This is a genomic window from Corynebacterium sp. KPL1824 (assembly GCF_000478095.1).
In the GTDB taxonomy this organism is placed as follows: domain Bacteria; phylum Actinomycetota; class Actinomycetes; order Mycobacteriales; family Mycobacteriaceae; genus Corynebacterium; species Corynebacterium accolens.
The window spans coordinates 776244-797024 of sequence record NZ_KI515749.1 but is presented as its reverse complement, the minus strand read 5'-3'; the positions used below and the strand labels follow the sequence as shown (position 1 = coordinate 797024).

The 20781-nt window shown below is 60.3% G+C and carries 23 protein-coding genes; 7 read left to right on the top strand and 16 right to left on the bottom strand.

Translation table 11 applies throughout. The annotated features are described in order from the left end of the window. Window positions 1–4 precede the first annotated feature (4 nt). Entirely contained in the window at window positions 5–484 is a 480-nt protein-coding gene (locus HMPREF1267_RS03755; protein WP_034658073.1) for a membrane protein, read from the bottom strand. A gap of 517 nt (window positions 485–1001) precedes the next feature. Between HMPREF1267_RS03755 and HMPREF1267_RS03750 the strand changes: the two genes are divergently transcribed. Then, a complete protein-coding gene (locus tag HMPREF1267_RS03750; protein WP_005277545.1) occupies window positions 1002–1262 on the top strand; it encodes a WhiB family transcriptional regulator in 261 nt (86 codons plus the stop codon). A gap of 104 nt (window positions 1263–1366) precedes the next feature. Continuing rightward, window positions 1367–1441, top strand: a complete 75-nt coding sequence (locus HMPREF1267_RS13555; protein WP_369707509.1) for a 50S ribosomal protein bL37 — start codon at window positions 1367–1369, stop codon at window positions 1439–1441. A gap of 158 nt (window positions 1442–1599) precedes the next feature. On the opposite strand, the gene HMPREF1267_RS03745 is transcribed toward HMPREF1267_RS13555, so the two are convergent. Next, window positions 1600–1872 carry an anti-sigma factor gene (locus HMPREF1267_RS03745; RefSeq protein WP_005281801.1) on the bottom strand — a complete coding sequence of 91 codons (273 nt, stop codon included), beginning with the start codon at window positions 1870–1872 and terminating at the stop codon, window positions 1600–1602. After that, entirely contained in the window at window positions 1872–2474 is a 603-nt protein-coding gene (locus tag HMPREF1267_RS03740) for a sigma-70 family RNA polymerase sigma factor (protein WP_005277540.1), read from the bottom strand. Before HMPREF1267_RS03740 ends, HMPREF1267_RS03745 begins: the two co-directional genes overlap by 1 nt. A 36-nt stretch (window positions 2475–2510) precedes the next feature. Here HMPREF1267_RS03740 and ybaK point away from each other — a divergent pair, with 36 nt between their 5' ends. Beyond that, entirely contained in the window at window positions 2511–3014 is a 504-nt protein-coding gene (ybaK, locus tag HMPREF1267_RS03735; protein WP_023028446.1) for a Cys-tRNA(Pro) deacylase, read from the top strand. On the opposite strand, the gene HMPREF1267_RS03730 is transcribed toward ybaK, so the two are convergent. Beyond that, a complete protein-coding gene (locus HMPREF1267_RS03730; RefSeq protein ID WP_023028445.1) occupies window positions 3000–3647 on the bottom strand; it encodes an SOS response-associated peptidase in 648 nt (215 codons plus the stop codon). The two genes, ybaK and HMPREF1267_RS03730, sit on opposite strands and share 15 nt — an antisense overlap. Here HMPREF1267_RS03730 and aroA point away from each other — a divergent pair. Together aroA and rsgA are read left to right on the top strand one after the other, a co-directional pair. Continuing rightward, the gene (gene aroA / locus HMPREF1267_RS03725; protein ID WP_034666842.1) at window positions 3646–4947 is read left to right on the top strand and encodes a 3-phosphoshikimate 1-carboxyvinyltransferase; all 1302 of its coding nucleotides are present in this window, start codon (window positions 3646–3648) and stop codon (window positions 4945–4947) included. The genes HMPREF1267_RS03730 and aroA overlap by 2 nt on opposite strands. Next, window positions 4940–5974, top strand: a complete 1035-nt coding sequence (rsgA, locus tag HMPREF1267_RS03720; RefSeq protein WP_023028443.1) for a ribosome small subunit-dependent GTPase A — start codon at window positions 4940–4942, stop codon at window positions 5972–5974. Before aroA ends, rsgA begins: the two co-directional genes overlap by 8 nt. Before the next feature lie 6 nt (window positions 5975–5980). Here the strand turns inward: rsgA and HMPREF1267_RS03715 are convergent, their stop codons facing one another. Further along, window positions 5981–6457: a hypothetical protein gene (locus HMPREF1267_RS03715; protein WP_051141756.1), complete on the bottom strand. Its 477-nt coding sequence runs from the start codon at window positions 6455–6457 to the stop codon at window positions 5981–5983. A 38-nt stretch (window positions 6458–6495) separates the two neighbouring features. Next, a complete protein-coding gene (locus HMPREF1267_RS03710) occupies window positions 6496–6906 on the bottom strand; it encodes an HAD-IA family hydrolase (RefSeq protein ID WP_005281786.1) in 411 nt (136 codons plus the stop codon). Between the two features lie 176 nt (window positions 6907–7082). On the opposite strand from HMPREF1267_RS03710, the gene HMPREF1267_RS03705 reads away from it, so the two are divergent. After that, window positions 7083–7466, top strand: a complete 384-nt coding sequence (locus HMPREF1267_RS03705; RefSeq protein WP_023028441.1) for a hypothetical protein — start codon at window positions 7083–7085, stop codon at window positions 7464–7466. An 80-nt stretch (window positions 7467–7546) separates the two neighbouring features. Here the strand turns inward: HMPREF1267_RS03705 and secA are convergent, their stop codons facing one another. From secA to HMPREF1267_RS03665, 8 genes are all read right to left on the bottom strand, one after another. After that, window positions 7547–10132: a preprotein translocase subunit SecA gene (secA, locus tag HMPREF1267_RS03700; protein WP_023028440.1), complete on the bottom strand. Its 2586-nt coding sequence runs from the start codon at window positions 10130–10132 to the stop codon at window positions 7547–7549. Window positions 10133–10369: 237 nt separating this feature from the next. Next, complete coding sequence (gene hpf / locus HMPREF1267_RS03695; protein WP_005277524.1) at window positions 10370–11014, bottom strand: ribosome hibernation-promoting factor, HPF/YfiA family; 645 nt, start codon at window positions 11012–11014, stop codon at window positions 10370–10372. A gap of 136 nt (window positions 11015–11150) precedes the next feature. Continuing rightward, complete coding sequence (locus tag HMPREF1267_RS03690; protein ID WP_232215115.1) at window positions 11151–11774, bottom strand: ComF family protein; 624 nt, start codon at window positions 11772–11774, stop codon at window positions 11151–11153. 70 nt (window positions 11775–11844) lie between these two features. Further along, window positions 11845–13590, bottom strand: coding sequence for an MtrAB system accessory lipoprotein LpqB (gene lpqB, locus HMPREF1267_RS03685; RefSeq protein WP_023028438.1), 1746 nt, complete (start codon window positions 13588–13590; stop codon window positions 11845–11847). Beyond that, complete coding sequence (mtrB, locus tag HMPREF1267_RS03680; protein ID WP_034667007.1) at window positions 13591–15462, bottom strand: MtrAB system histidine kinase MtrB; 1872 nt, start codon at window positions 15460–15462, stop codon at window positions 13591–13593. A 90-nt stretch (window positions 15463–15552) separates the two neighbouring features. Then, window positions 15553–16245, bottom strand: coding sequence for an MtrAB system response regulator MtrA (gene mtrA / locus HMPREF1267_RS03675; protein WP_005281774.1), 693 nt, complete (start codon window positions 16243–16245; stop codon window positions 15553–15555). A gap of 3 nt (window positions 16246–16248) precedes the next feature. Next, the gene (locus HMPREF1267_RS03670; protein WP_023028436.1) at window positions 16249–16863 is read right to left on the bottom strand and encodes a dTMP kinase; all 615 of its coding nucleotides are present in this window, start codon (window positions 16861–16863) and stop codon (window positions 16249–16251) included. Between the two features lie 63 nt (window positions 16864–16926). Then, window positions 16927–17280: a DUF4259 domain-containing protein gene (locus HMPREF1267_RS03665; RefSeq protein ID WP_005277508.1), complete on the bottom strand. Its 354-nt coding sequence runs from the start codon at window positions 17278–17280 to the stop codon at window positions 16927–16929. A 212-nt stretch (window positions 17281–17492) separates the two neighbouring features. Between HMPREF1267_RS03665 and HMPREF1267_RS03660 the strand changes: the two genes are divergently transcribed. Then, window positions 17493–18365, top strand: a complete 873-nt coding sequence (locus HMPREF1267_RS03660; RefSeq protein WP_005277506.1) for a hypothetical protein — start codon at window positions 17493–17495, stop codon at window positions 18363–18365. Between the two features lie 76 nt (window positions 18366–18441). On the opposite strand, the gene manA is transcribed toward HMPREF1267_RS03660, so the two are convergent. After that, window positions 18442–19695 (bottom strand): mannose-6-phosphate isomerase, class I, encoded by a 1254-nt coding sequence (manA, locus tag HMPREF1267_RS03655; protein WP_023028435.1) that lies wholly within the window; start codon window positions 19693–19695, stop codon window positions 18442–18444. 6 nt (window positions 19696–19701) lie between these two features. After that, the gene (locus tag HMPREF1267_RS03650; RefSeq protein ID WP_023028434.1) at window positions 19702–20751 is read right to left on the bottom strand and encodes a hypothetical protein; all 1050 of its coding nucleotides are present in this window, start codon (window positions 20749–20751) and stop codon (window positions 19702–19704) included. Window positions 20752–20781 lie beyond the last annotated feature (30 nt).

The following is a 20781-nucleotide window of genomic DNA, read 5'->3' as shown; positions in this document are numbered from 1 at the left end:
GCCCTTAGAAATTCGAGGCGGCCCACTCTGAGGACTCGCGTCTAAACATCAAGAGATAAAGCACCGCGACCGCGCTTAACAGGGTGATAGTCCCCAGTACCGGTGATCCACCGCTATACATTTGAAACGCGCTCGCACCCAAGATGAGCTCTACGAGGACCACGGCGCCTCTTCCCCATCGCTTTCCTTTCACCATGGCCCAGGAGCCTGCGATGACAAACCCAAAGACAATGAAGATAAAGATGGCGGTGCCAAGCCCCACAAAGCTTCCCGAACCGGAATCAGAAACCATCGAGTCATTTTCCGCGCCCACCGCTTCGCGCACGATGAGGAATATGCCAAAACAAATAACCGCGATGGATTGCACCGTGGCAATGCCTGCGCCTATAAGCACCGACTGCGGGGCACTATCCGGTGCTGCCGCTGGCGCTGCCGACTTATCTCGCTGCTGCTTATTTACGTGGCGTTTGTTCTGCTTAGACACAAATCCCCAGTCTACTAATGCGGCGCGGATTTTTTCTGTGCCACCCACGGCGGGGCCTCGATGTTGCCTGCAGTAGCGCGGGGGCAAGGGGCTGAGCTGGGAGATTTGACGGTCTCTGCGCAACCACACTCACCATATAGCACCCATTACCGCAGCTCACGGCAATTCTCACAGGCTTCTTTAAAATTCGATTTTGACATTTATGGCCCCCACACTGCGCCTATTTGCGTGATGTTAACCACAATTTAGCCTTTAACCCTAGCGGCGATCGGGTAAACATGTCATGATTCTCTAGTAGCAAAAAGAAAGAGGGCGTAAACCTCTTCTTAACCTGGAGGAAACTTCAGGTAACAACACCGTGAACCATAGGCGGCGGCGACGCTGGCCCGACCTCGAGACCGGGCCCCACTGCTAGCAGACCAGTTCACACACCACCTAAAAATCAAGGTGCTTTCCTGTCTCGCACGGATTGCGCTCGTATTTACTGCTGTCAAAAATTTGTTAGGAGATATCAATCATGGATTGGCGCCACGAAGCCGTTTGCCGCGACGAAGACCCAGAGCTGTTCTTCCCAGTAGGTAACTCCGGCCCTGCTCTTACCCAGATCGCTAAGGCCAAGCTGGTCTGCAACCGCTGCCCCGTTGCTTCTTCCTGCCTCAACTGGGCACTCGAGTCCGGTCTCGACGCCGGCGTCTGGGGCGGCCTGTCTGAAGAGGAGCGCCGCGCCCTCAAGCGCCGCCGCAACCGCGGCCGCGGCCGTTCCCGCGTGTCCGCCTAAAAGCGCGGCCCCGGGGAACCTAACCCCTACCCCAATTTTCGTTTCGGCGCCCTTAGCCGCTACAGTTGAATAAAGTTCAGAAACCCTCAACGAAGGAGTGCGCAATGAGCAAGCGTGGTCGCAAGCGCAAGGATCGCCGCAAGAAGGCCGCTAATCACGGCAAGCGTCCTGGCGCATAACGTACAGCAAACATAAAGCCCGGCTTAGTTGGCAGTGCATTTCAGCACTACCCAGCCGGGCCTTTTGCTATATCTACGTTAAGATCTAAACAAGAAATTTCTGCGCCCCAGGAACCCCAGAAGCCTCCAGAGGGTTTCGCAGCTCTGAAGGACGCTTCTTACCAGCGGGATTCGATCTCCGTAATTTCTACCGAGATACGGCGGCGCAACGACTGCGGTGCCTTAGCTTGGCCGGCACAGCAATTACGCACGAGGGAGCGGACGAGTTCTTCGCGCTCTAGGCGTTGCTGACAAAAATCGCATTGGGCGATGTGCTCGCGGATGGCTAAAGCGCGGGCGTAGGTCGTGGATTCATCGAGAAGCTCGCAAAATAGGTTGTGTACCTCAGTGGAGCTGCACGCACCACAGTTCTTTCCGGTTGCGCCTTCCATTACTTGTCCTCCATGTCCGGGTGTTCTAATCCAATTCCTTGTTCACGTGCTACGTCCTTCAACGCCTTGCGGAGCATTTTTCTTCCACGGTGAAGGCGAGACATCACCGTTCCCAATGGAGTATCCATGATTTCGGCGATTTCTTTGTACGCTAAGCCTTCCACATCGGAGTAGTAGACCACCATCCGGTAGTCCTCCGGTAGGTCATTAATGGCCTGCGAAATGGACCTATCCGGCATCTCTTTAAGCGCTGCCACCTCGGCGGATTCCAAGCCGGTGGAATCGTGCCCCGCGGTGGTATAGAGCTGAAAATCACTCAGATCATCGGCAGAAGACTCGGTAGGGCGCCGCTTCGCCTTGCGATAAGAATTGATGTAGTTATTGGTCATGATGCGATAAAGCCATGCCTTCAGGTTCGTTCCCTGCTTGAAGGAATGAAAGGACTTATAGGCCTTGAGATAGGTCTCTTGCACCAAGTCTTCCGCGTCTTGCGGGTTTCGCGTCATGCGCAGCGCGCCGCCATAGAGCTGATCAAGCAGCGGGAGCGCTTCCTTTTCAAAGCGGCGCTGCAGCTCCTTCTCGCTCACTGTTTCTTTAACCACACAATCTATCCTAACGTCTCACGCTAAAATTCCTATATGGCCAAAAAGTCCCCGCATGCCGCTACCCCGGCACTGAAAGTCATCGAAGATGCCGGAGTCAAACACTCCGTATCCACCTTCGAGGCGGGCAAGGATCACTTTGGTGATCACGCCGCGGCGGCCTTAGACGTAGAACCCGAACGCGTGCTGAAAACGCTCATCATTGATCTCACCGCGGGCAAAGGTCCGCGCCGCGAGTTGGCGGTGTGCGTGATTCCCACCACGCACCATTTAAGCCTCAAGAAGGCCGCCGCTGCCCTTGGCGTATCTAAGGCCGCCATGGCGCAGGTGCACGATGCCGAGAAATCCTCAGGCTACGTGCATGGCGGTATTTCCCCGCTCGGGCAAAAGAACGCGCTGCCCACGGTGATCGAGGAATCCGCGGTGCTATTCGATACTGTCTTTATCTCCGGCGGCCGCCGCGGCCTAGATATCGAGCTCGATGCAGAAGACCTCGCGCGCTTGTGCGGGGCAGACTTTGCCGATCTACTGGCTGAGTAGCTCCGGGCAGTCATTAGAGACGGTCCCCACGGCCTTATCCACCGCGTGGTACTCAAATCCCCGCAGGCCCGTGGGCGCTAGCAGCTCCTTGGCTTCCTCGGCGCTACCCTCGAGCCAGGTGCGCATCTCCTCCGGCGCCAAAAATCGCGGCAACCTGTGGTGCAGCCACTCCATCTCTTCGGTAGCCGCGGTGGTCACGATGGTGGCAGAGAGCCGGTCCAACCCGGTATCCCAGAGCCCCGCGGCCCACAGCAGTCCCTGGTCTGGGTGGACGTAGTACGGCGTCTTGGTGGAGCCATCCTTGTGCCACTCGTAATAGCCGTTCATGGGGATAAGGCAGCGCTGGGATTTAAAGGCGGTGCGAAAAGACGGCTTGCTCGCCACCGTTTCTGCCCGGGCATTAAAAAGCGGCGGGCCATCTAGGTCTTTCTTCCACTGCGGCAAGAGCGCCCACCGCGCGGGATCGACTTCCGCTAGCTCCTCGCGCACGCGCACGATGGGAATGGGCTGGGTGGGGGCAATATTATACCGCGGCCCCGGCGTGCCCTGTGGGGCGTGGACTTCCTGGACACCCGGGAGGTTTCCCACCTCATCGAGGAGGGACTCGGTAAAAAGAACGAATCTTCCGCACATGCCCTCTATTATGGACACTATGTCTCAACCTTGGACCGCCCCGCTGGCTACCAGCCCCGTTACGGGGGAACACCAGGTGCCAGGATCGAAATCTATTACCAATCGCGCCTTCATCCTGGCCGCGCTGGCTGATTCCCCGTCCATCCTGCACGCCCCGCTGGTATCGCGCGATACGCAACTGATGGAGGACGCGCTCAGTGCCATGGGGGTTCGCTTCACCCATGACGGCGCCGATATCCACGTCCAGCCTGGGAAGCTGCACGGTGCCACGGTGGATTGTGGGCTGGCCGGCACCGTGATGCGCTTTGTGCCGCCGGTTGCGGCGCTGGCGGATGGCCCGGTGCGCGTCGATGGCGATAAGCAGGCCTATAACCGCCCCATGTCCACGACGCTGGATGCGCTGCGCAGCCTCGGCGTTGATGTAAAAGGCGATAGCCTGCCCTTTACGGTGTCCGCCAACGACTTGCCAGAAGGCGGGAAGGTCACCATCGATGCTTCCGGTTCTTCCCAGTTCGTCTCCGGCCTGCTGCTCAGCGGGGCACGTTTTTCCCAGGGCATCCAGCTCACCCACGAGGGCGGCCAACTGCCGTCCATGCCGCACGTGGAAATGACGGTGGGCATGCTACGCCAGGCGGGCGTGCGCGTGGATTCGGATGGCACGACGTGGACGGTGCATCCCGGCCCCATTGCCGGGCGCGAATGGTTCATTGAGCCGGATCTCTCCAATGCCACGCCGTTCCTCGCCGCCGCGGCGGTCACCGGCGGGCGCCTGACCATCAAGAATTGGCCGGCGAATACCACCCAGCCGGGCGATGCCAGCCGCCAGATCCTGCTGGATATGGGCGTGATGGTAACCCAGGAGCACAACAGCGTCACGGCAGAGGGCAACCCGGCAGGCAAGCTGCAGGGCATCGAGCGCAATATGGGCGATATCGGGGAGCTTACCCCCACCGTTGCGGCCCTGTGCGCGCTCGCGGAAACGCCGTCCCGGCTTACGGGCATCGCCCACCTGCGCGGCCACGAGACCGACCGTTTGCAGGCGCTCGCGGCGAATATCAATGCGCTGGGCGGCAGGGTCACCGAGCTTGACGATGGCCTGGTGATCGAACCCGCCGAACTCCACGGCGGCAATTGGCCGTGCTATGCCGATCACCGCATGGCCACCGCCGGTGCCATTCTGGGTTTGAAAGTCCCTGATATCCAGATTGAGGATATTTCCACCACCTCCAAGACCTTGCCCGGTTTCGCCCGCATGTGGGAGACGATGCTGCACCCCGACCAACAGGATTTACATGGCTAGACGTTTCGGTTCCTTTGATGAATCTGATGTGCGCGTGCGCCCCGGCAAGGGCTCGCGCCCGCGCACCAAGGATCGTCCCAAGCACAAAAATGCCAAATACGGAATGGTAATCACCAAGGACCGCGGGCGGTGGGGAGTTGCGCTTGACGATGGCCCCCACGTCACCGCCATGCGCGCCCGCGAGCTGGGCCGCACCGCCATCGAGGTCGGTGACCGCGTCGGCGTGGTTGGTGATACCTCTGGTGCGAAGGACACGCTGGCGCGCATCGTCAAGCTGGCGGATCGCACCTCCGTGCTGCGTCGCACCGCCGATGACACGGATCCGTATGAGCGCATCGTGGTGGCCAATGCCGATCAATTGCTGATCGTTTCTGCCGTGGCCGACCCGCCCCCGCGGTCCGGTTTTGTCGAGCGCGCCTTGATTGCCGCGTTCGTGGGCAACCTCCACCCCATCTTGTGCCTTACCAAGACGGATCTCGCGGACCCGACGCCGTTTGCAGAAGAATTCGCTGACCTAGATGTCACGGTGGTCGAGGCCGGGGTCGAGGATGGCTTGGAAGCCGTGCGCGCGCAGGTAGATGGGCATATCACCGCGCTCATCGGGCATTCCGGGGTGGGCAAATCCACGCTGGTTAACCGGCTGGTCCCAGATGCGGAAAGGGAAACGGGGGAAGTATCGGGCATCGGCAAGGGCCGGCATACCTCGACGCAATCGGTGGCCCTCCCCTTGCCCACCGACGCTCCTAGCACCGACTCCCAGGGCGGCTGGATCATCGATACGCCGGGCATTCGCTCCTTTGGGCTGGCGCACGTGGACGCGGATACCGTCCTCGGCGTTTTCGAGGACCTCGCCGCGGCCATTGAGGAATGCCCGCGCGGCTGTACGCACGCGGGGCCACCGGCGGATCCCGAATGCGGGCTCGATGATCCAGAAATCATTCCCGAGGGCACCGCTACCGCCCGCCGCCGCGATGCGGTACGCGGGCTGCTGCAAGCCCTGCGCACCAACGTGGAGTGGGAAAATTAGCACACCTTAAAGCAATTCCACAAGGAAGGGCAGCTCCGTGGGGTGGTAGAAGGCCATGAAGTTATCCAGGGCATCGCCCACCGCGAGCTCCGCATCCTCATCGCCGAGGTCCGCGGTATCGATGGCCTCGATGGCCTTGGCCGTTGCCTCTTCGGATTCTTCAATATCCACGTGAATGGCGGCGAGGTTATCGGTGCCAAACTGCGCTGGCTGAAGCTCTACCACCGGCTCGCCCATATCTGGGCGCGGGGTGACTGCAGTGTCATCAACGTCGATGGAAATGACCACACGACGGTGCGGGAACTTCTCCTCATCCCCAATGGTCAACAGGCGCAGCGAAGCCATGGAGGCCTCGAGGAAGGCGGAGTAGGCGATCTCTTCTTCATCGCCTGCGGTATAAAAATCGCGCAGGGCTGGGGTGACCATGAATCCCCACCCAGAGCGCGCCGCGAGCGTACCGGTTTCTGCGAGCTCCGCCAGCATGGCATAGGTCGCCGGAATATAGACGCGGGCTTCAGCCACTAAAATTCCCCTTCAATATCGAATACGGCTTGAATTTCTACAGACACGCGGTCGAAGCTGGTGTACAAGAAACCGATCATCCCGGCATCGACGGCGGCGCGCACGTTGAGGATCGAATCATCGACCATGACGCAATCGCTCAAGGGCAGCTCGAGGGCATCGGCAGCCGCTTGGAAGGCCGCAACCTCCGGCTTTTCCGCCCCGATTTCGCCAGACAACACCACGGCATCGACGTTGCCGCGGTATTCCCACTCGCGAATGTGCTCAGCGCCGGAACCGCCCGGGTCATTAGACAAGATAGCGGTTGCGGCACCATTTGCCTTCGCCGCGGATAGAAGAGCCTTCCAGCGGCGATTGTCCTCTTCAGCGCCATCGAGGACGCCGACATAGTCAACGATGAGACCACGCATATATTTAATCCTTCAGTACACGAATATTTTGTAACTCCCGAAAGTATAGCGAACTGCGCTTATATTCTCGCCCGCCTCATACAGGAAACTGCCAGAAATAGCGCGCGCAGCGCCCCCATGAGATAATTATCACGCGTTCGCCTCCCTGCCCTTTTCGCAGGAGCACTCATTTCACCATGTATGAGCCCATTCCCGGCTACTCTCATCTCAAGCTATATATCGCCCCGCACCGCATCCATTACGGCCGCCTGCCCACTACGGCCGAGGTTGCCGTCCAGCACCATATCCAAGCCTGGGTCGTCTTTATCCTTGAGGTCGCCGCCGGCTACCGCCCCATTGCCCACCTCAATTCCCCGCGCTTTTCGGATTCCATCCGCCTGCACATTGGTTCTTGGGTGCACCGCCGGGAAAGCCCCTACGACACCGATGCCCTGCGCCTTACCAGCCTGCACGCGCGGCCTAATGGCGAATACTTCGGTTCCGCAGTCATCGGCACCCAGCGCCACGCCTTTACCGGCTCCGCCACGGACCAGGGCCTGCGCTCGTTTCGGCTGCTCTAAAACTGACCGCACCCCTCCCTCTTTCCCCCACCGCGCGAGGGCCGGAGGAAAAGGAAGGGGCGCAAAAGAGCGCGGAGGTTTTATGCCTCTACGGTTTCTTGGCCTGCAGGACCAGAGCCCGAGTCACCGCCGGACTCTTGGTTTTCTTCCTGCTGCTTGAACTGCTTGCGCAGCATGAACAACTGGCGCACGGTTTCTTCCTTCACGCCTTCATTCATGGCATTGAACATATCGCCACCCTCCTTCTGGTATTCCACCAGCGGGTCGCGCTGCGCCATCGCGCGCAGGCCGATGCCCTCCTTGAGATAGTCCATCTCATAAAGGTGCTCGCGCCATTTCTGGTCAATAATCGGCAGGATGACCATGCGCTCGGTATTGCGCATCTGCTTGTCTCCGCCGATGGCAGACACGGCTTCCTCCAGCTTGTCGTACTCCCGGTTCGCGTCGGTGACGAGGGCATCGCGCAGCTGCTCCGCGGTGAGCTCGCCTGGGGAACCATACTCGGAGCCTTCCACCAATTCTTCTGGGGACATCGTGGGACCGTACAGTGCCTCGAGGGCATTCCAGAGTTCCTCGAGGTTCCAGTCCTCGACATAACCGGTGGCGGTAGCACCCGCGACGTAGGCAGAGACCGTGTCATCGATCATGGTGCGGATATCGTCCTTGATGTCATCGGCATCGAGGATGGAATAGCGCGTGGAGTAAACCACCTTGCGCTGCTCATTGAGCACCTCATCGTACTTCAGCACGTTCTTGCGCATCTCGAAGTTCTGGTTCTCCACCTGCGCCTGGGCGCCCTTAATGGAGTTCGAGACCATCTTGGCCTCAATGGGGACATCATCAGGCACGTTGAGGCGGTTCATCATGTGCTCCATGGACTGGCCCACAAAGCGCACCATCAATTCATCGCGCATGGACAGGTAGAAGCGGGTCTCTCCCGGGTCACCCTGACGGCCGGTACGACCGCGCAGCTGGTTATCGATGCGGCGGGACTCGTGGCGCTCGGTGCCCAAGACATAGAGTCCGCCCGATTCGCGCACCTCATCGCCCAAGCGCTTCGAGCGCTCTTTCTCGCCGTCGATCTCGGCTTCCCAGGCTTCCTGGTACTTTTCCTCATCCTCAAAGGGGTCAAGGCCGCGCTCGCGCAGCTTCTCATCGAGGACAACTTCCGGGTTACCGCCAAGCACGATATCGGTACCACGGCCGGCCATATTGGTTGCCACGGTCACGGTGCCGGGGCGACCCGCACGGGCAATGATCTGGCCCTCTTCTTCGTGGTGCTTGGCGTTGAGCACGTTGTGCTGCACGCCGCGCTTGCTAAGCAACTGCGACAAGTATTCGGAGCGCTCCACAGAGGTGGTACCGACCAAGACCGGCTGGCCATGCTCGACGTGTTCTGCAATATCATCAACCACCGCGGCGAACTTTGCCTCTTGGGTCTTGTAAATGCGGTCCGAGTGGTCGGTGCGCTGGTTCGGCTTATTGGTAGGAATAGGAACCACATCCAGCCCATAGATGGAATGCAGCTCCGCGGCTTCCGTTTCCGCAGTACCGGTCATGCCGGAGATCTTTTCATAGAGGCGGAAGAAGTTCTGCAGGGTAACCGTCGCCAGCGTCTGGTTCTCGTTTTTGATCTCCACCTGCTCCTTGGCCTCAATGGCCTGGTGCATGCCCTCGTTGTAGCGGCGTCCTGCCAGAACGCGGCCGGTAAAGCCATCCACGATCATCACTTCGCCGTTGCGGACGATGTAGTCCTTATCGCGGGTAAATAGCTCCTTGGCCTTCAACGCGTTATTGAGGTAGGAAACCAACTGGGAGTGCTCCGGCGCGTAGAGGTTATCAATGCCGAGCTGATCCTCGACGTACTCCACGCCCTCTTCCAAGACACCAATGGTGCGCTTTTTGTGGTCCACTTCGTAGTGGATTCCCTCGCGCATGCGCGGGGCCAACTGCGCAAAGACGCCGTAGAACTGGGAGGAGCCATCGACCGGGCCGGAGATGATGAGTGGGGTACGGGCTTCATCGATAAGAATCGAGTCCACCTCATCCACGATGCAGAAATTGTGTCCGCGCTGAACTACATCATTGAGGGTGCGCACCATGTTATCGCGCAGGTAGTCAAAACCCAGCTCGTTATTGGTGCCGTAGGTGATGTCGCAGTCGTAGGCTTCCTTGCGCTCTTGCGGGCGCATTTCAGACAGGATAACGCCCACGGACAGGCCCAACCAGCGGTGCACACGGCCCATCATCTCGGCGTCACGCTTGGCCAAGTAGTCATTGACCGTGACGATGTGTACGCCCTGCCCCTCCAAAGCGTTGAGGTAAGCGGGCAACAGGGAGGTCAGGGTCTTGCCCTCACCGGTGCGCATCTCTGCAACATTGCCAAAGTGCAGGGCGGCACCGCCCATGATCTGCACGGGGTAGTGCTTTTGCCCCAGGACGCGCCAAGCGGCTTCGCGGACGGTAGCAAAAGCATCGAGCAAGATGTCGTTCTTTTCTTCGCCATCCTTTAGGCGAGTTTTGAACTCGTCAGTCTTGGCCTTTAGCTCATCGTCCGAAAGCTCCGCGTACTGATCCTCGAGTGCAATTACATCGTCTGCAATCTTGCCCAGGCGCTTGACCGTACGGCCCTCGCCCGCGCGCAGCAGCTTGGAAAGTCCAAACACTATTCGTTAGTCCTTCTTGTCGCGACACATTAGTTAACTTCCCGCAATTGTACTCACGCCACTGCCCTTCTCGCGTTCTACCCGCCATTAAACGATAGTGATTTCATACTAAGGGCACTAAGAAAACAGATAACTCACAGCATGACAAATCCCCCTTCCAAACCTCATCGAGTTCTAATGTGATGGGTAGGAAGGGGGAATAAAGAGGCTTAACTCTTTAGCCAGGCGCGGGAGATTTTAGCCCTCTGCATCCTCAGACAAGGAGATGATGCCGTAGTCGAAGGCGTGGCGGCGGTAAACCACGGATGGCTTGTTGTTTTCCTCGTTGACAAAGAGGAAGAAATCGTGGCCAACCAGCTCCATCTCGCTCAAAGCATCGTCCACGCTCATCGGGGTGGCCGGGTGCTCCTTGGTGCGCACGATCTGGCCGGGGCGAACGTCCTCGACGGTCTCAGCATAAGGATCGACCAAACGCTCTTCCTTAGCGCGCTGTGCTTCTGCCTCCGCAACCATCTCAGCGGCGATTTCGCCCGTGCCCTTCTGTGCGCGGTGGCCGCCCTTGACGTATTCACGGCGCACCTTCACCTTGCGCAGGGAGCGTTCCATCTTGCCCATTGCGGTTTCCAACGCTGCGTAGAAGGAGTCTTCCTTAGCCTCTGCACGGGCGATGTGGCCCTTGCCGGTCGCGGTGATCTGGATGCGGTCGGACTCTGCTTCGCGGCGTGGGTTCGGCTCGTGCTGCAACTCCACGTGGAAGAAGGTCAATGTGGGATCAAGGCGTTCAATCTTTGCCAGCTTGTCGTTGACGCGCTCCTGGAAGTGTTCCGGTACATCAACGTTACGGCCCGTAATCGTTACCTGAGCTTTGTTTGGCTGGGACATTGAGATGCCTCCCTTTGGTAGTGGGGACTAGAAACAATCACAGTAACTGTTCCTCTGTGACACCTCTAATAATACCAGTGGTTATGACCTGATGGCATTAGGGGGTAACACCGTGCACCCTACCGTGTGATGCGCCTTAAGCATCGGCAAAAGCCAACGCCCCATAGACCGTAGCGCCAGCGGCGCGCAGGGCCGCCATGCTGGCCGCGAGGGTGGCACCGGTGGTTATAACGTCATCGACAAGCAGCGCCTGCTCACCGCCCACCGGGGCGCTAATCCCCACGCGCCCCTGCAGATTCGCCCACCTATCCTGCGCATTGAGCTCGGATTGGTCCGCCGTATCCGCGCCCATGACAAGCGCCTCGCGCACCCGCAGGCCCTGCTGCCGGCGCGCCGCACCCTGGCACATGGCCGTCACGGGATCACCGCCGCGCATGCGCGCCGAGCGGCGCCGCGTAGGGGCCGGCACCAGGCACAGCTCGCGGGGAATCTCGCCACGGGCGGCCAAGTGCGCCACGCCCGCGGCCACCACCGCACCTATATAATCGCGCACTTCCCTATTGCCCTGTTCTTTCATGCTGATGACGATGTTGCGGCGAATATCGGAATAAGGCCCTAGGCCGAATACCGGCGCCCCGAGCAACCGCGGCCGGCTTACCAGGTAGGGAGGCTGGCGCAGGTGTTCCCGGCACTGCGGGCACAAGACGTGGCCGGGCGCGGGGCACCCGGCACACGCACGCGGAAAAATCAGCTCTCGCATGCTCACGGCGCGACACCACCCCATCCCCCGAAAGGTCCTCTGCGGCAGCGTCGCCTAGCGCCGCTGCCTTCTAACTGGACACGATAGGCGAAGAGCGCCGACCCTGCAGGCCAGGCACCTCGCGCCAGTTCACCTCATCGACCACCATGGCGGGAAGCTCCAGCATGGCATGGGAATCCGTAATATAAAGCTTCGATGGCGAGGTAGCCACCGCAACTACCGGGGCAGTGATATTACCCGTCGGCATGGTAGAGGCCGAGGAACCATCCTGTTCGATGCGCCATACCGGCGACTGCCCAGAGGACGTACCCACGATGAGCGAGCCATCGTTATTCCAATCCAGCGATAATGCCGAGCCGGAGACCTCAGGGCCCACCTCGCGGGCGTTGACGATGCGCTTATCGCCGCTGCTGGATTGGGCTACCGCAGCGATATAGACGTGGCCGTCGATGATCATAGCCGCGCGTGCGCCGCTATGGGAGAGGCGGATAACGGAGATTTCGCCCTCGATATCGTCGATGCTGCGGGCATCGACCTCGGATTCTGAAATCCGCCCGGTGGTCTTGGAACGCACGACGCGCACGATACGGTCACCATCGACCACCGTCCAGACGGCCTGCCCGTTATATTCAAAGGTGGGCCGCGCCAGCGTCTTACCTTCGACCGAATCCTGCAGCGCGGCACCAATCTCGCCCATCTGCAGCTTGAAGTCGCCGCTAGGCTTCCGGCTAACCGCCGAGATCATGCCAGATTCGGTGACATCGACCGATTGCACATTGCCGCTCGAGCCCAAAGAGCCCTTAACCGGCTCGGCCACCCCGCTATCGACCTCCAGCACGTTGCCCTCGTTCAAGGCGTACAGCGTGGACAGGGAATTGCTATTGACCTTGGGGTTATAGTCAGCAAAATCATCCACGCTGACGGTGTCCATGCCTTCTACCAGATTGCTGCCATCGGCCTTGACCTTGAAGGGGCCGATATGCCCGGCATCAGAAAGCGTCCAGACCAATTGCGCCGCAAAGCGGGTGCGGTCATTTTCATCCAGGTCCGACAGGCCCTCGAACTGGTAGCCGTTTTCGTTGTCATAGCCGGCGAAGGTGACCTTTTCATCCGCCGCCCGGCGGGTGGCCGGAGCAATGCTGCTAGATGGGCCTTCCATCAAGAGGGTAATCAGCGTGGACTCGGATTCCTCGCTGCCCTTATACAGCCACCGGCGGTCCGGGGCGAGGACGTCATCGGTTTGTTTATAAAAGTAGAGCGATTGCGGGGTGTAATGATTGCGCAGCTCATTGCGCTCGATAACCAAGCCGGCCGGCAGACTATCAACGAGCCACTGGTCATCTACCATTTTCATGTCGATGGTAGCTTCGTAGCTCTCATTTTCCGGCACATAGGCCCCGCCGGATTTGAGGCGTCCGATGATGGTGCCGCGCACATTGAAGGAACGCGCATCCGCCGCCGTATTCTGCTTCTTATCAGGCGCGGTCACGATATCCAGGCTATCGACCACCATGACATCGCCCGAGGCATCCCAGGCCCCGCGAGCGTTATCCGTGAGGAACCCGCGAGCGGCATCGTGGTCATTGGTTGGAACGGCCGCGGCGCGATAAAAATCGCGCAGGGTAAGGTCCGGGTCCGCCCCCACCTCTGGGGCAATGACCTCTTCCGGGCCATCGGCCTGTTTGTGGTAGGTACCCACGACCTGGGGGCTCGTATCGTGCGGCAAGGTTGAGCAGCCGGTGGCAAAACACAGCGCCGCCACCGCGCCCACGGCGGTGCTCCGCCGCCACAATCCATTGCGTATGACCGAATTCATTTATTTATCCCCCTTAAAATCCGGCGCCTTATAGGAGCGCCTCTCGGGCGAGGCGGCCCCACGGTTGCGCTCAGAAGGCCACAAGATTCCGTCACCATCCGCCTCGGCCACCTCCGCCGAGTCATCGTCGATGCCAATTCCGCGGCCTACCACCGAGCTGCTGCTTGGCGATGCCCCACCGGCGCCACCCTCGCCCTCATCTTCTGCTGCACCAGCAGCCGCTTCCCCAGCAGCCGCTTCCCCAGCATCCGCAGTATCAGGCTCATGAGCTGCGTCGGCCGCGAAGTCAGCAGCGGCGCCGTTTTCTCCGGCGGCAGCGGTAGCTGGGCCGGCGGTAGCGGGATCAGCGATAGCGGGGGCATCGGCAAGCGCATCATGCCCGTCGTCTGAACCGGTGCCCGGGGCGCCTGGAATCTCGCGGGAGATGGGTTCTTCACCGATCTCGGTATTCGGCTCGCGCGGGATGATGAGGCGGAAGCGGGAACCGTAGCCGAAGACGCCAAAGGCATCGAGCGTGCCGCCGTGCAAGACCGCGTCCTCGCGGGCGATGGCAAGGCCCAGCCCGGTGCCGCCAGAGTGGCGCTTACGGGAGGAATCCGCGCGCCAGAAACGGTTGAATACCAGCTCTTCTTGCCCGGGTTTCAGGCCCACGCCGTGGTCCGTGACCGCCACGCCCACGGCCTTCTCCGTGGTGGCGATATCGATGACCACGGGTTTGCCCTCAGAGTGGTCGATGGCATTGGCCAAGAGGTTGCGCAAAATGCGCTCGATGCGCCGGGAATCGGCCTGGATGGTGATCCGCTCGTCTGGCATATTGCGGACCACCTCCACGTCGAGCTTTTGGGCTAGGTGCTCAACCTGGCGGTAGGCGGCATCCACGCAGGATCGCAGGTCAATGGCCGTGGTGGACAGGTCCGCCACGCCGGCATCGTGTCGGGAAATCTCGAGCAGATCCGCGAGCAGCTCCTCGAAGCGGTCCAGCTCCCTGGACATGAGCTTGGAGGCGCGCTGCGCGCCCGCGGGCAGGCTATCGGCCTCGGATTCGATGAGGTCTGCGGCCATGCGCACGGTGGTAATGGGGGTGCGCAGCTCGTGCGAGACATCGGAAGTGAATTGCCGCTGCAAATCGCCGTATTCCTCCAGCTGCGCAATCTGGGAGGACAATTTATCCGCCATATTATTAAAGGAGGCGGCAAGTCGGCCCATCTCATCGTCCCGGTCCACGGCCATGCGCTCCTTGAGATGGCCGGCGGCCAGGCGCTGGGCAATGCGGGACGCGGACTTAATCGGGGTGATGACCTGCTGGGTAGCCAACCAGGCAATGCCCACCAATAAGACCACGACCACCACGCCGGCGGCAGAGAGCAGGCCGCGCATCAGCGCCATCGTGGACTCTTCCGATTCCATGGACAGGGCCAGGTAGACCTGCAGATTCGGAATCTCGGCATCGGTGGGCGTGCCCACCATGAGCGCGTTATAGTAATCGCCATTGCCGCGCGGGACCGGATAATACTGCTGCGCAATCTGGTCCTGGCCCACCATCTGCCGCATTTGTTCCGGCACCGGGAAATCCTCCGGCGAGGTGGTGATGGATCCATCTTGGTTTTCCACCACGATGACGGGTTCATATACGGCCTGCGCATCGCCTTGTTGCGCAGAGAGTTGATCCAAAGAAGCGCGGGCGGAGTTGATGCGCACCTGCACCGAGTTGGCCGAGCTGGTGGCATCGATTTGCTGTTCCACCGCCGTGCGGGCGCGTTCGAGTTCCTGCAGCGCCACGTCTTCTTTTTGGGATACCAACCGCTGGGTCAGCACGGAGACCAAGGCGTAGGCCAAGATGATCATGACCACCGAGGAGGCGACCACAATCATGCCGATAACGCGCGCCTGCAATGAGGTGCGCAGCGTATCTACTATGGCGTCACGAATGCGCCGCACGCGGTCCAGAATTCTGATGTTTCCTTACTCCCCGGCACCGGCCTTGCCGGTCTTATACCCCACGCCGCGCACCGTCAGCACGATCTGCGGATCTTCCGGATCGTGCTCGATCTTGGCGCGCAGGCGCTGCACGTGCACGTTCACCAAACGAGTATCGGAGGCATTGCGGTAGCCCCAGACGGACTCCAGGAGTGACTCGCGAGTATGCACCTGGCCTGGGTGGCGCGCCATTTCCAGCAGGAGATCGAACTCCAGCGGGGTCAGGTTCAATTCGGTGCCATCGGTACGGCGCACCGTGTGTTCCGGCACGTCGATGATCAGGTCGGCGACCTCAAGGGTTTCCGGTTCCGCGGAATCGGTGCGGCGCAGGCGCGCCCGAATGCGGGCGATGAGCTCCTTCGGCTTAAAGGGCTTGGTGATGTAATCATCCGCGCCGGATTCAAGGCCCAAGACCACGTCCACGGTATCGGTCTTGGCGGTCAGCATGACGATGGGCACCGCGGATTCGCGCCGGATGGTGCGGCAAATATCCACACCGTTCATGCCCGGCAGCATAAGATCCAAAAGGATGAGATCCGGTTCGTGCTCGCGGAAGGCAGGAACGGCATCGTTGCCATCCATGACGGGGACGGGGTTTAGTCCCTCAGATTCAAGGACAATGGTCAGCATTTCCGAGATCGCTGGATCATCATCCACGACCAAAATCGTTGGCGCCACGTTTTAATCTCCTACAAGGTCATTAATTGCTGCCGTAATAGTATCCGCATCGGCGGTGGCGATCCAGCGCCCACCCCAACCGGATTCGACCAAGCACCGGTAGGCGGCGGCGGTGCGCTCCTGTAATCCCCCATCGCGTTCATAGTGGTCGCGCTCGCGGGTGGAATCGGTGGCGGCCCGGGACTGCGCTCTTGCCGATGCCACCTCCACCGCCGTATCCACATACACCTGCAGGTCCGCTTTCGGCAGGCCCAAGGTACCAAATTCTAGGTCGTAGACCCACTGGAAGAGGCTATCGTCGCGCAACCGGGCCGCGGAATAGGCAGCATTGGAGGCCACATAGCGATCCAAGATGACTATCTCGCGGGTTTCCTTCGCCGCCCGCAATTCCTCTTTTATCCCAAAGCGGTCGAGGGCGAAGAGCGTGGCCATACCGTAGGCCGAATCCGTGAGATCGCCCATCTTTCCGTACAGCGCCTCGCGCGCGAGCTGCGCGTGGATGGAGGTCTCATAGCGCGGAAAGGCTATGGTCCTTACCGGGACTTCGAGGGCGCTTCGCACTGCGGTCGCAAGCGTATTTTTTCCGGCGCCGTCAATGCCTTCAATGCTTATGAGCATGGTGAGATACGCAGAATCCTTTCTGCTCTGTGGCGGCGCCTTTGGCACCGAAGGACATGGTTTTTAAGAAAGTGCCTCGATAAAAGGTTCCACGTCGTAGTCTTCTTCGACGGTGTCCAAGATCTCGAGGGCATTTTCGGTCAAGGTATCGTCAACGGTTCCCACCAAGTCCCTAATATAGGGGTAGTCCTCAACGGTTTCGCTGGCACTGAACGGCGCACCCGCCCAAATGGCGGCGATCGTGGCCGCAGCGTGGGCGTTGAGTTGTTCCTCTTCGGTTATATCGTCCTTGCTGCGGGCCACCTCGCAGGCATCCTGTACTGCGCGGATTACCCCTTCTTCATCGAGGTTTGCTAATTCATCTAGAAAATCCACGTTGAGATCGGTGCTAAAAATCTCTTCGTCCCAGCTGCTCATCTATCACTCCTTCGACGGGTTTAGCGCCATTTATACACGCTTTTCCGGCGGAGAAAAATCGGGCATGAAAAGGATTGCATAAGCACTGCCATTTCTCATCTCCACGTTGTTTACATATCACGGAATCCGCAGCCTGTCGCGGAAATTCCAATACATGATACTCTCGTTATCAACTTGTTACCCACCCTATGCAACCAAGAAAGGAGGGCACGATGAAACCAGATTCACGTCGCGTGTACGTCTTCATCGTGCTCGGCCTTATCGCCGCCGTCGTCGTGGGAGTGGGCGTGTGGCGCATGAGCACGCCGAGCGCCCGTTACTCCAACGCCGCGAATGAGTCCCCTACCTCTACCGTGGCACCAAAAAATACTTCCGCTGAAGAGTCGACGACATCGTCGACGCATAAGAAGCCTTCGACGGAAAACTCTGCCCCCGCAGAGGCCAATTCTGGCGCCGGTGAATCAGACCACCAGCACCCTGAATCAACGGACCCATACTTGGCGCCGAATGCCGTCACGCATCCCCACGCGGCCACCCGCCCTACCAAGGTGTACCGCCCCGAAAATGTGTACTCGCCAGGAACTTCCGTTAATAATGCCCCGTCTAACCAGGGCGGGCAGGTGCCGCAAAATGGTAACGGCACAGGCACCGGCACCATGCAGGCGGTCCCAGACAACCCCAGCAAGCCGGATAACCTAGCACCGTCGTCCCAGGCACCGAGCTCACCGGCTCCATCCCCTGCCCCGGGCGAAGAGAAGCCTGATCAAGGTGGCGAGCCCGGCAAGCCTGGTAAGCCGGAGGAGCCCGCCGAATCCGGTATCCCGGCGCCGCCAGCGACGCAGGCTCCGCACAAGCCTCGTCCCGAGTCGAGCACGCAGCGCACCCCGTCGGCTCCCGATGCCACTACAGAGGGACACGGTGCAGGAGCGGGCGCGCCTTCTGGTACACAGCAGACGAAAAATAAGTCCCACGCCGAGCCGCAGGCAACCGAGAAGCTTGTTCCTACGCAGCAGCCAGGAAACCAAGAACCCACGGATCTCCCGGCAACGGGAAGCTCAGCCGCCAGTTCTTCTGCTGCGCGCTAACTTTTCACCGCGGCTAGCGCCTAAAAATGCCCCCTTGCTGGGATTTTCCAGCAAGGGGGCATAGTTGTGAGGCCGCTTAGACTCGGGCGACGAATAATTGCGCCGTGCTGCCCTCAGGATTTTCCTTTTCTACAGCGTGAGCCTGGGCGGTAACCATGCCGTCGGAGGCCGGCAGCCATGCGGCCTGGCCCGGGGAAAGGATCAATTCCTCGCCCGCAGCATTGCGCAGGTTGAGGGACCCACCGGTGCACAAGGCGATGGTGGGGCCGTCATAGTCGAGGTCGACGGAAGAATCCGGCCCGAGCTCGGCGCGGTCGAGCAGGAATTCATCGATGGGCACTGGATAGGACCACGCCTCGGCGCCGTGGACATTGTCCTGGTTTTGCTTATCCTTTTGCTGCACCCGCGGCTCATTGGCGGCCGCATAGGTCAGGACCTTGACCAGCTCCGGCACATCCACGAATTTCGGGGTCAACCCGCCGCGCAAAACGTTATCGGAATTGGCCATGATTTCTACGCCCAGCCCGGAGACATACGCGTGGAGTTGCCCGGCATCGAGGTAGACGGCCTCACCCGGGGCAAGCTCGATGTGGTTGAGCAAGAGCGCACCAAGCACACCGATATCGCCAGGATAGCGGTCATTAAGGTCCACCACCGTAGCCATGACCCGCGCCTTCCAATCCTTGGGATCGACGGCAATCAGGCGCTCGCCGGCGGCAACGATGGCCTTAATGAGCTCCTTGCGCTTGGCCGAAGGGATGGTAATCCACGTGGTAAAAAGCACCCGGAGGTTGGCGGACTCGGAGGATTCCGCGGGGTCATCGTCAAGCATGGCCAGGTAGCGCTCAAGCTCCGGGCATTCCAAGGCGGCAAAGAGCTCGCGGGTTTGTGCCAGGGGACGGAAACCCGCCATGGCGTAGAAATCCGACAGCGCCACGATAAGTTCCGGCTTGTGGTTATCGTCCTTGTAATTGCGGTTTGCAGCCTGCAGGGCAATGCCCGCCTCGTTTTCGCGGGCGAAACCCTCCTCGGCCTGCTCCTTAGACGGGTGGGCCTGCAAAGACAGCGGATCTTCGGCGGCGAGGATCTTCAACAGGAACGGCAGGTTCTCGCCGTATTCTTTATAGACTCGAGCGCCCAACTGGCCTTCTGGATCCGCCGCAATAACCTCATTGAGAAGCTGGCCATCCACCGTGGAGGGATCGCCTGGGTGGGCGCCAAACCAGAGTTCAGCCACCGGCTTTTCTGCGGCTTCTTCGCCCCGCAGCTCAGGGATGAGGGTGCGCGAACCCCACGAGTAGTTGCGGGTAGCGCCTTCCAGTAATTGCATTTATTTCTATCCTTTAGAAATCTCGTAGGCGGTCGCGGCAAAACTCCGCGTAATAAGCTGCAGTGAGCGGGCAAGATGCCCAAGGCCCGGTTCCGGGTCGGTGCTGCGGACTGCAAGCGAGTTGGGCAGGTTCGCCTCTTCCTGCCCCCAGAAAATCACTTTCAAGGGTATCAAAGGTGCATCCGCCCCAGCACCGTCGATGAAGGGGTCGTAGAAAAGGTCATCGGCAGGCGCGGGCGCCGTACTAGATTCAGCACCCCGATCGAGTGCGCCGCGCAGGTCAGCGGGCTCGACGAAAGTGCCGGGCAACCCGTGCACAGCCCAGATGGTTGCTGCCATGCGGGCGACCAAGGTATCGATGTGTACGCGCTCGCGGCGCTCGGCATATGCATAGGGATCGATGACGCAGGAGTGAATAATCCGCGCGCCCTCGGCGTATTCGCGCAGCTGCCGGCCGGGATTGATGGCATCATCGCGCTCTGGCGAAAGCTGCTCGATCTCGCGGTCCACGGCGGCGGCAAGGTCCTCTAATTCTTCGCACACCGCGCGCGGGGAGGTATGAACGATGCTGCACAGCGCGTACAGGGCCGTGATAAATCGCGCCGGCGAGCAGCCCTCTGCGGTGGGAAGCGACGGGGCAATCAGGGTGTCTTCCGGGCAATCCTCTACCAAGGGGCCGCTTGCCGGGCCCACCAGGATGGTGGTGGCGCCGCGCTGGCTCGCCGCAATGAGCGCGCGGGAGGCCCAATCGCATTCTGCGGGCTCGCCCACCGCCACGACGATATCGAGCGCGCCCACGTATTGCGGCAGCGATTCCGTCACCACCAGCGGGATGCGCAGCGGTTCGGCCAAGCCGACGCCGAGGTGCGCTGCCTCGCGGGCGATGGCATCGGTGGGCAAGATGACCAGGGAGCGCGGATTGAGCCCGTTGAGGATCTCACCCCAGCGCTCCATTTGCCCGGCGAGCAGACGAATCTGCGCGCCCTCGTGGGCGACATCAAAAAATCGCACCGTTTCGGTGTCATAGGCGGAACCCTCAGTGAAACCGTTATCCATATCGCTCAAGCATAGTCTGGCTCCCACTAT

Bases quoted from the DNA above. Each gene is read 5' to 3' on its own strand.
- ybaK (WP_023028446.1), top strand. From the start codon at position 2,511: ATGGCCAAAAAGTCCCCGCATGCCGCTACCCCGGCACTGAAAGTCATC.
- HMPREF1267_RS03650 (WP_023028434.1), bottom strand. From the start codon at position 20,751: ATGGATAACGGTTTCACTGAGGGTTCCGCCTATGACACCGAAACGGTG.
- HMPREF1267_RS03745 (WP_005281801.1), bottom strand. From the start codon at position 1,872: ATGGAAGGCGCAACCGGAAAGAACTGTGGTGCGTGCAGCTCCACTGAG.
- HMPREF1267_RS03750 (WP_005277545.1), top strand. From the start codon at position 1,002: ATGGATTGGCGCCACGAAGCCGTTTGCCGCGACGAAGACCCAGAGCTG.
- HMPREF1267_RS03730 (WP_023028445.1), bottom strand. From the start codon at position 3,647: ATGTGCGGAAGATTCGTTCTTTTTACCGAGTCCCTCCTCGATGAGGTG.
- rsgA (WP_023028443.1), top strand. From the start codon at position 4,940: ATGGCTAGACGTTTCGGTTCCTTTGATGAATCTGATGTGCGCGTGCGC.
- HMPREF1267_RS03690 (WP_232215115.1), bottom strand. From the start codon at position 11,774: ATGCGAGAGCTGATTTTTCCGCGTGCGTGTGCCGGGTGCCCCGCGCCC.
- HMPREF1267_RS03660 (WP_005277506.1), top strand. From the start codon at position 17,493: ATGAAACCAGATTCACGTCGCGTGTACGTCTTCATCGTGCTCGGCCTT.
- hpf (WP_005277524.1), bottom strand. From the start codon at position 11,014: ATGTCCCAGCCAAACAAAGCTCAGGTAACGATTACGGGCCGTAACGTT.
- HMPREF1267_RS03715 (WP_051141756.1), bottom strand. From the start codon at position 6,457: ATGCTGGCGGAGCTCGCAGAAACCGGTACGCTCGCGGCGCGCTCTGGG.
- HMPREF1267_RS03665 (WP_005277508.1), bottom strand. From the start codon at position 17,280: ATGAGCAGCTGGGACGAAGAGATTTTTAGCACCGATCTCAACGTGGAT.
- HMPREF1267_RS03670 (WP_023028436.1), bottom strand. From the start codon at position 16,863: ATGCTCATAAGCATTGAAGGCATTGACGGCGCCGGAAAAAATACGCTT.
- manA (WP_023028435.1), bottom strand. From the start codon at position 19,695: ATGCAATTACTGGAAGGCGCTACCCGCAACTACTCGTGGGGTTCGCGC.
- HMPREF1267_RS03705 (WP_023028441.1), top strand. From the start codon at position 7,083: ATGTATGAGCCCATTCCCGGCTACTCTCATCTCAAGCTATATATCGCC.
- mtrB (WP_034667007.1), bottom strand. From the start codon at position 15,462: ATGATTGTGGTCGCCTCCTCGGTGGTCATGATCATCTTGGCCTACGCC.
- lpqB (WP_023028438.1), bottom strand. From the start codon at position 13,590: ATGAATTCGGTCATACGCAATGGATTGTGGCGGCGGAGCACCGCCGTG.
- HMPREF1267_RS03710 (WP_005281786.1), bottom strand. From the start codon at position 6,906: ATGCGTGGTCTCATCGTTGACTATGTCGGCGTCCTCGATGGCGCTGAA.
- aroA (WP_034666842.1), top strand. From the start codon at position 3,646: ATGCCCTCTATTATGGACACTATGTCTCAACCTTGGACCGCCCCGCTG.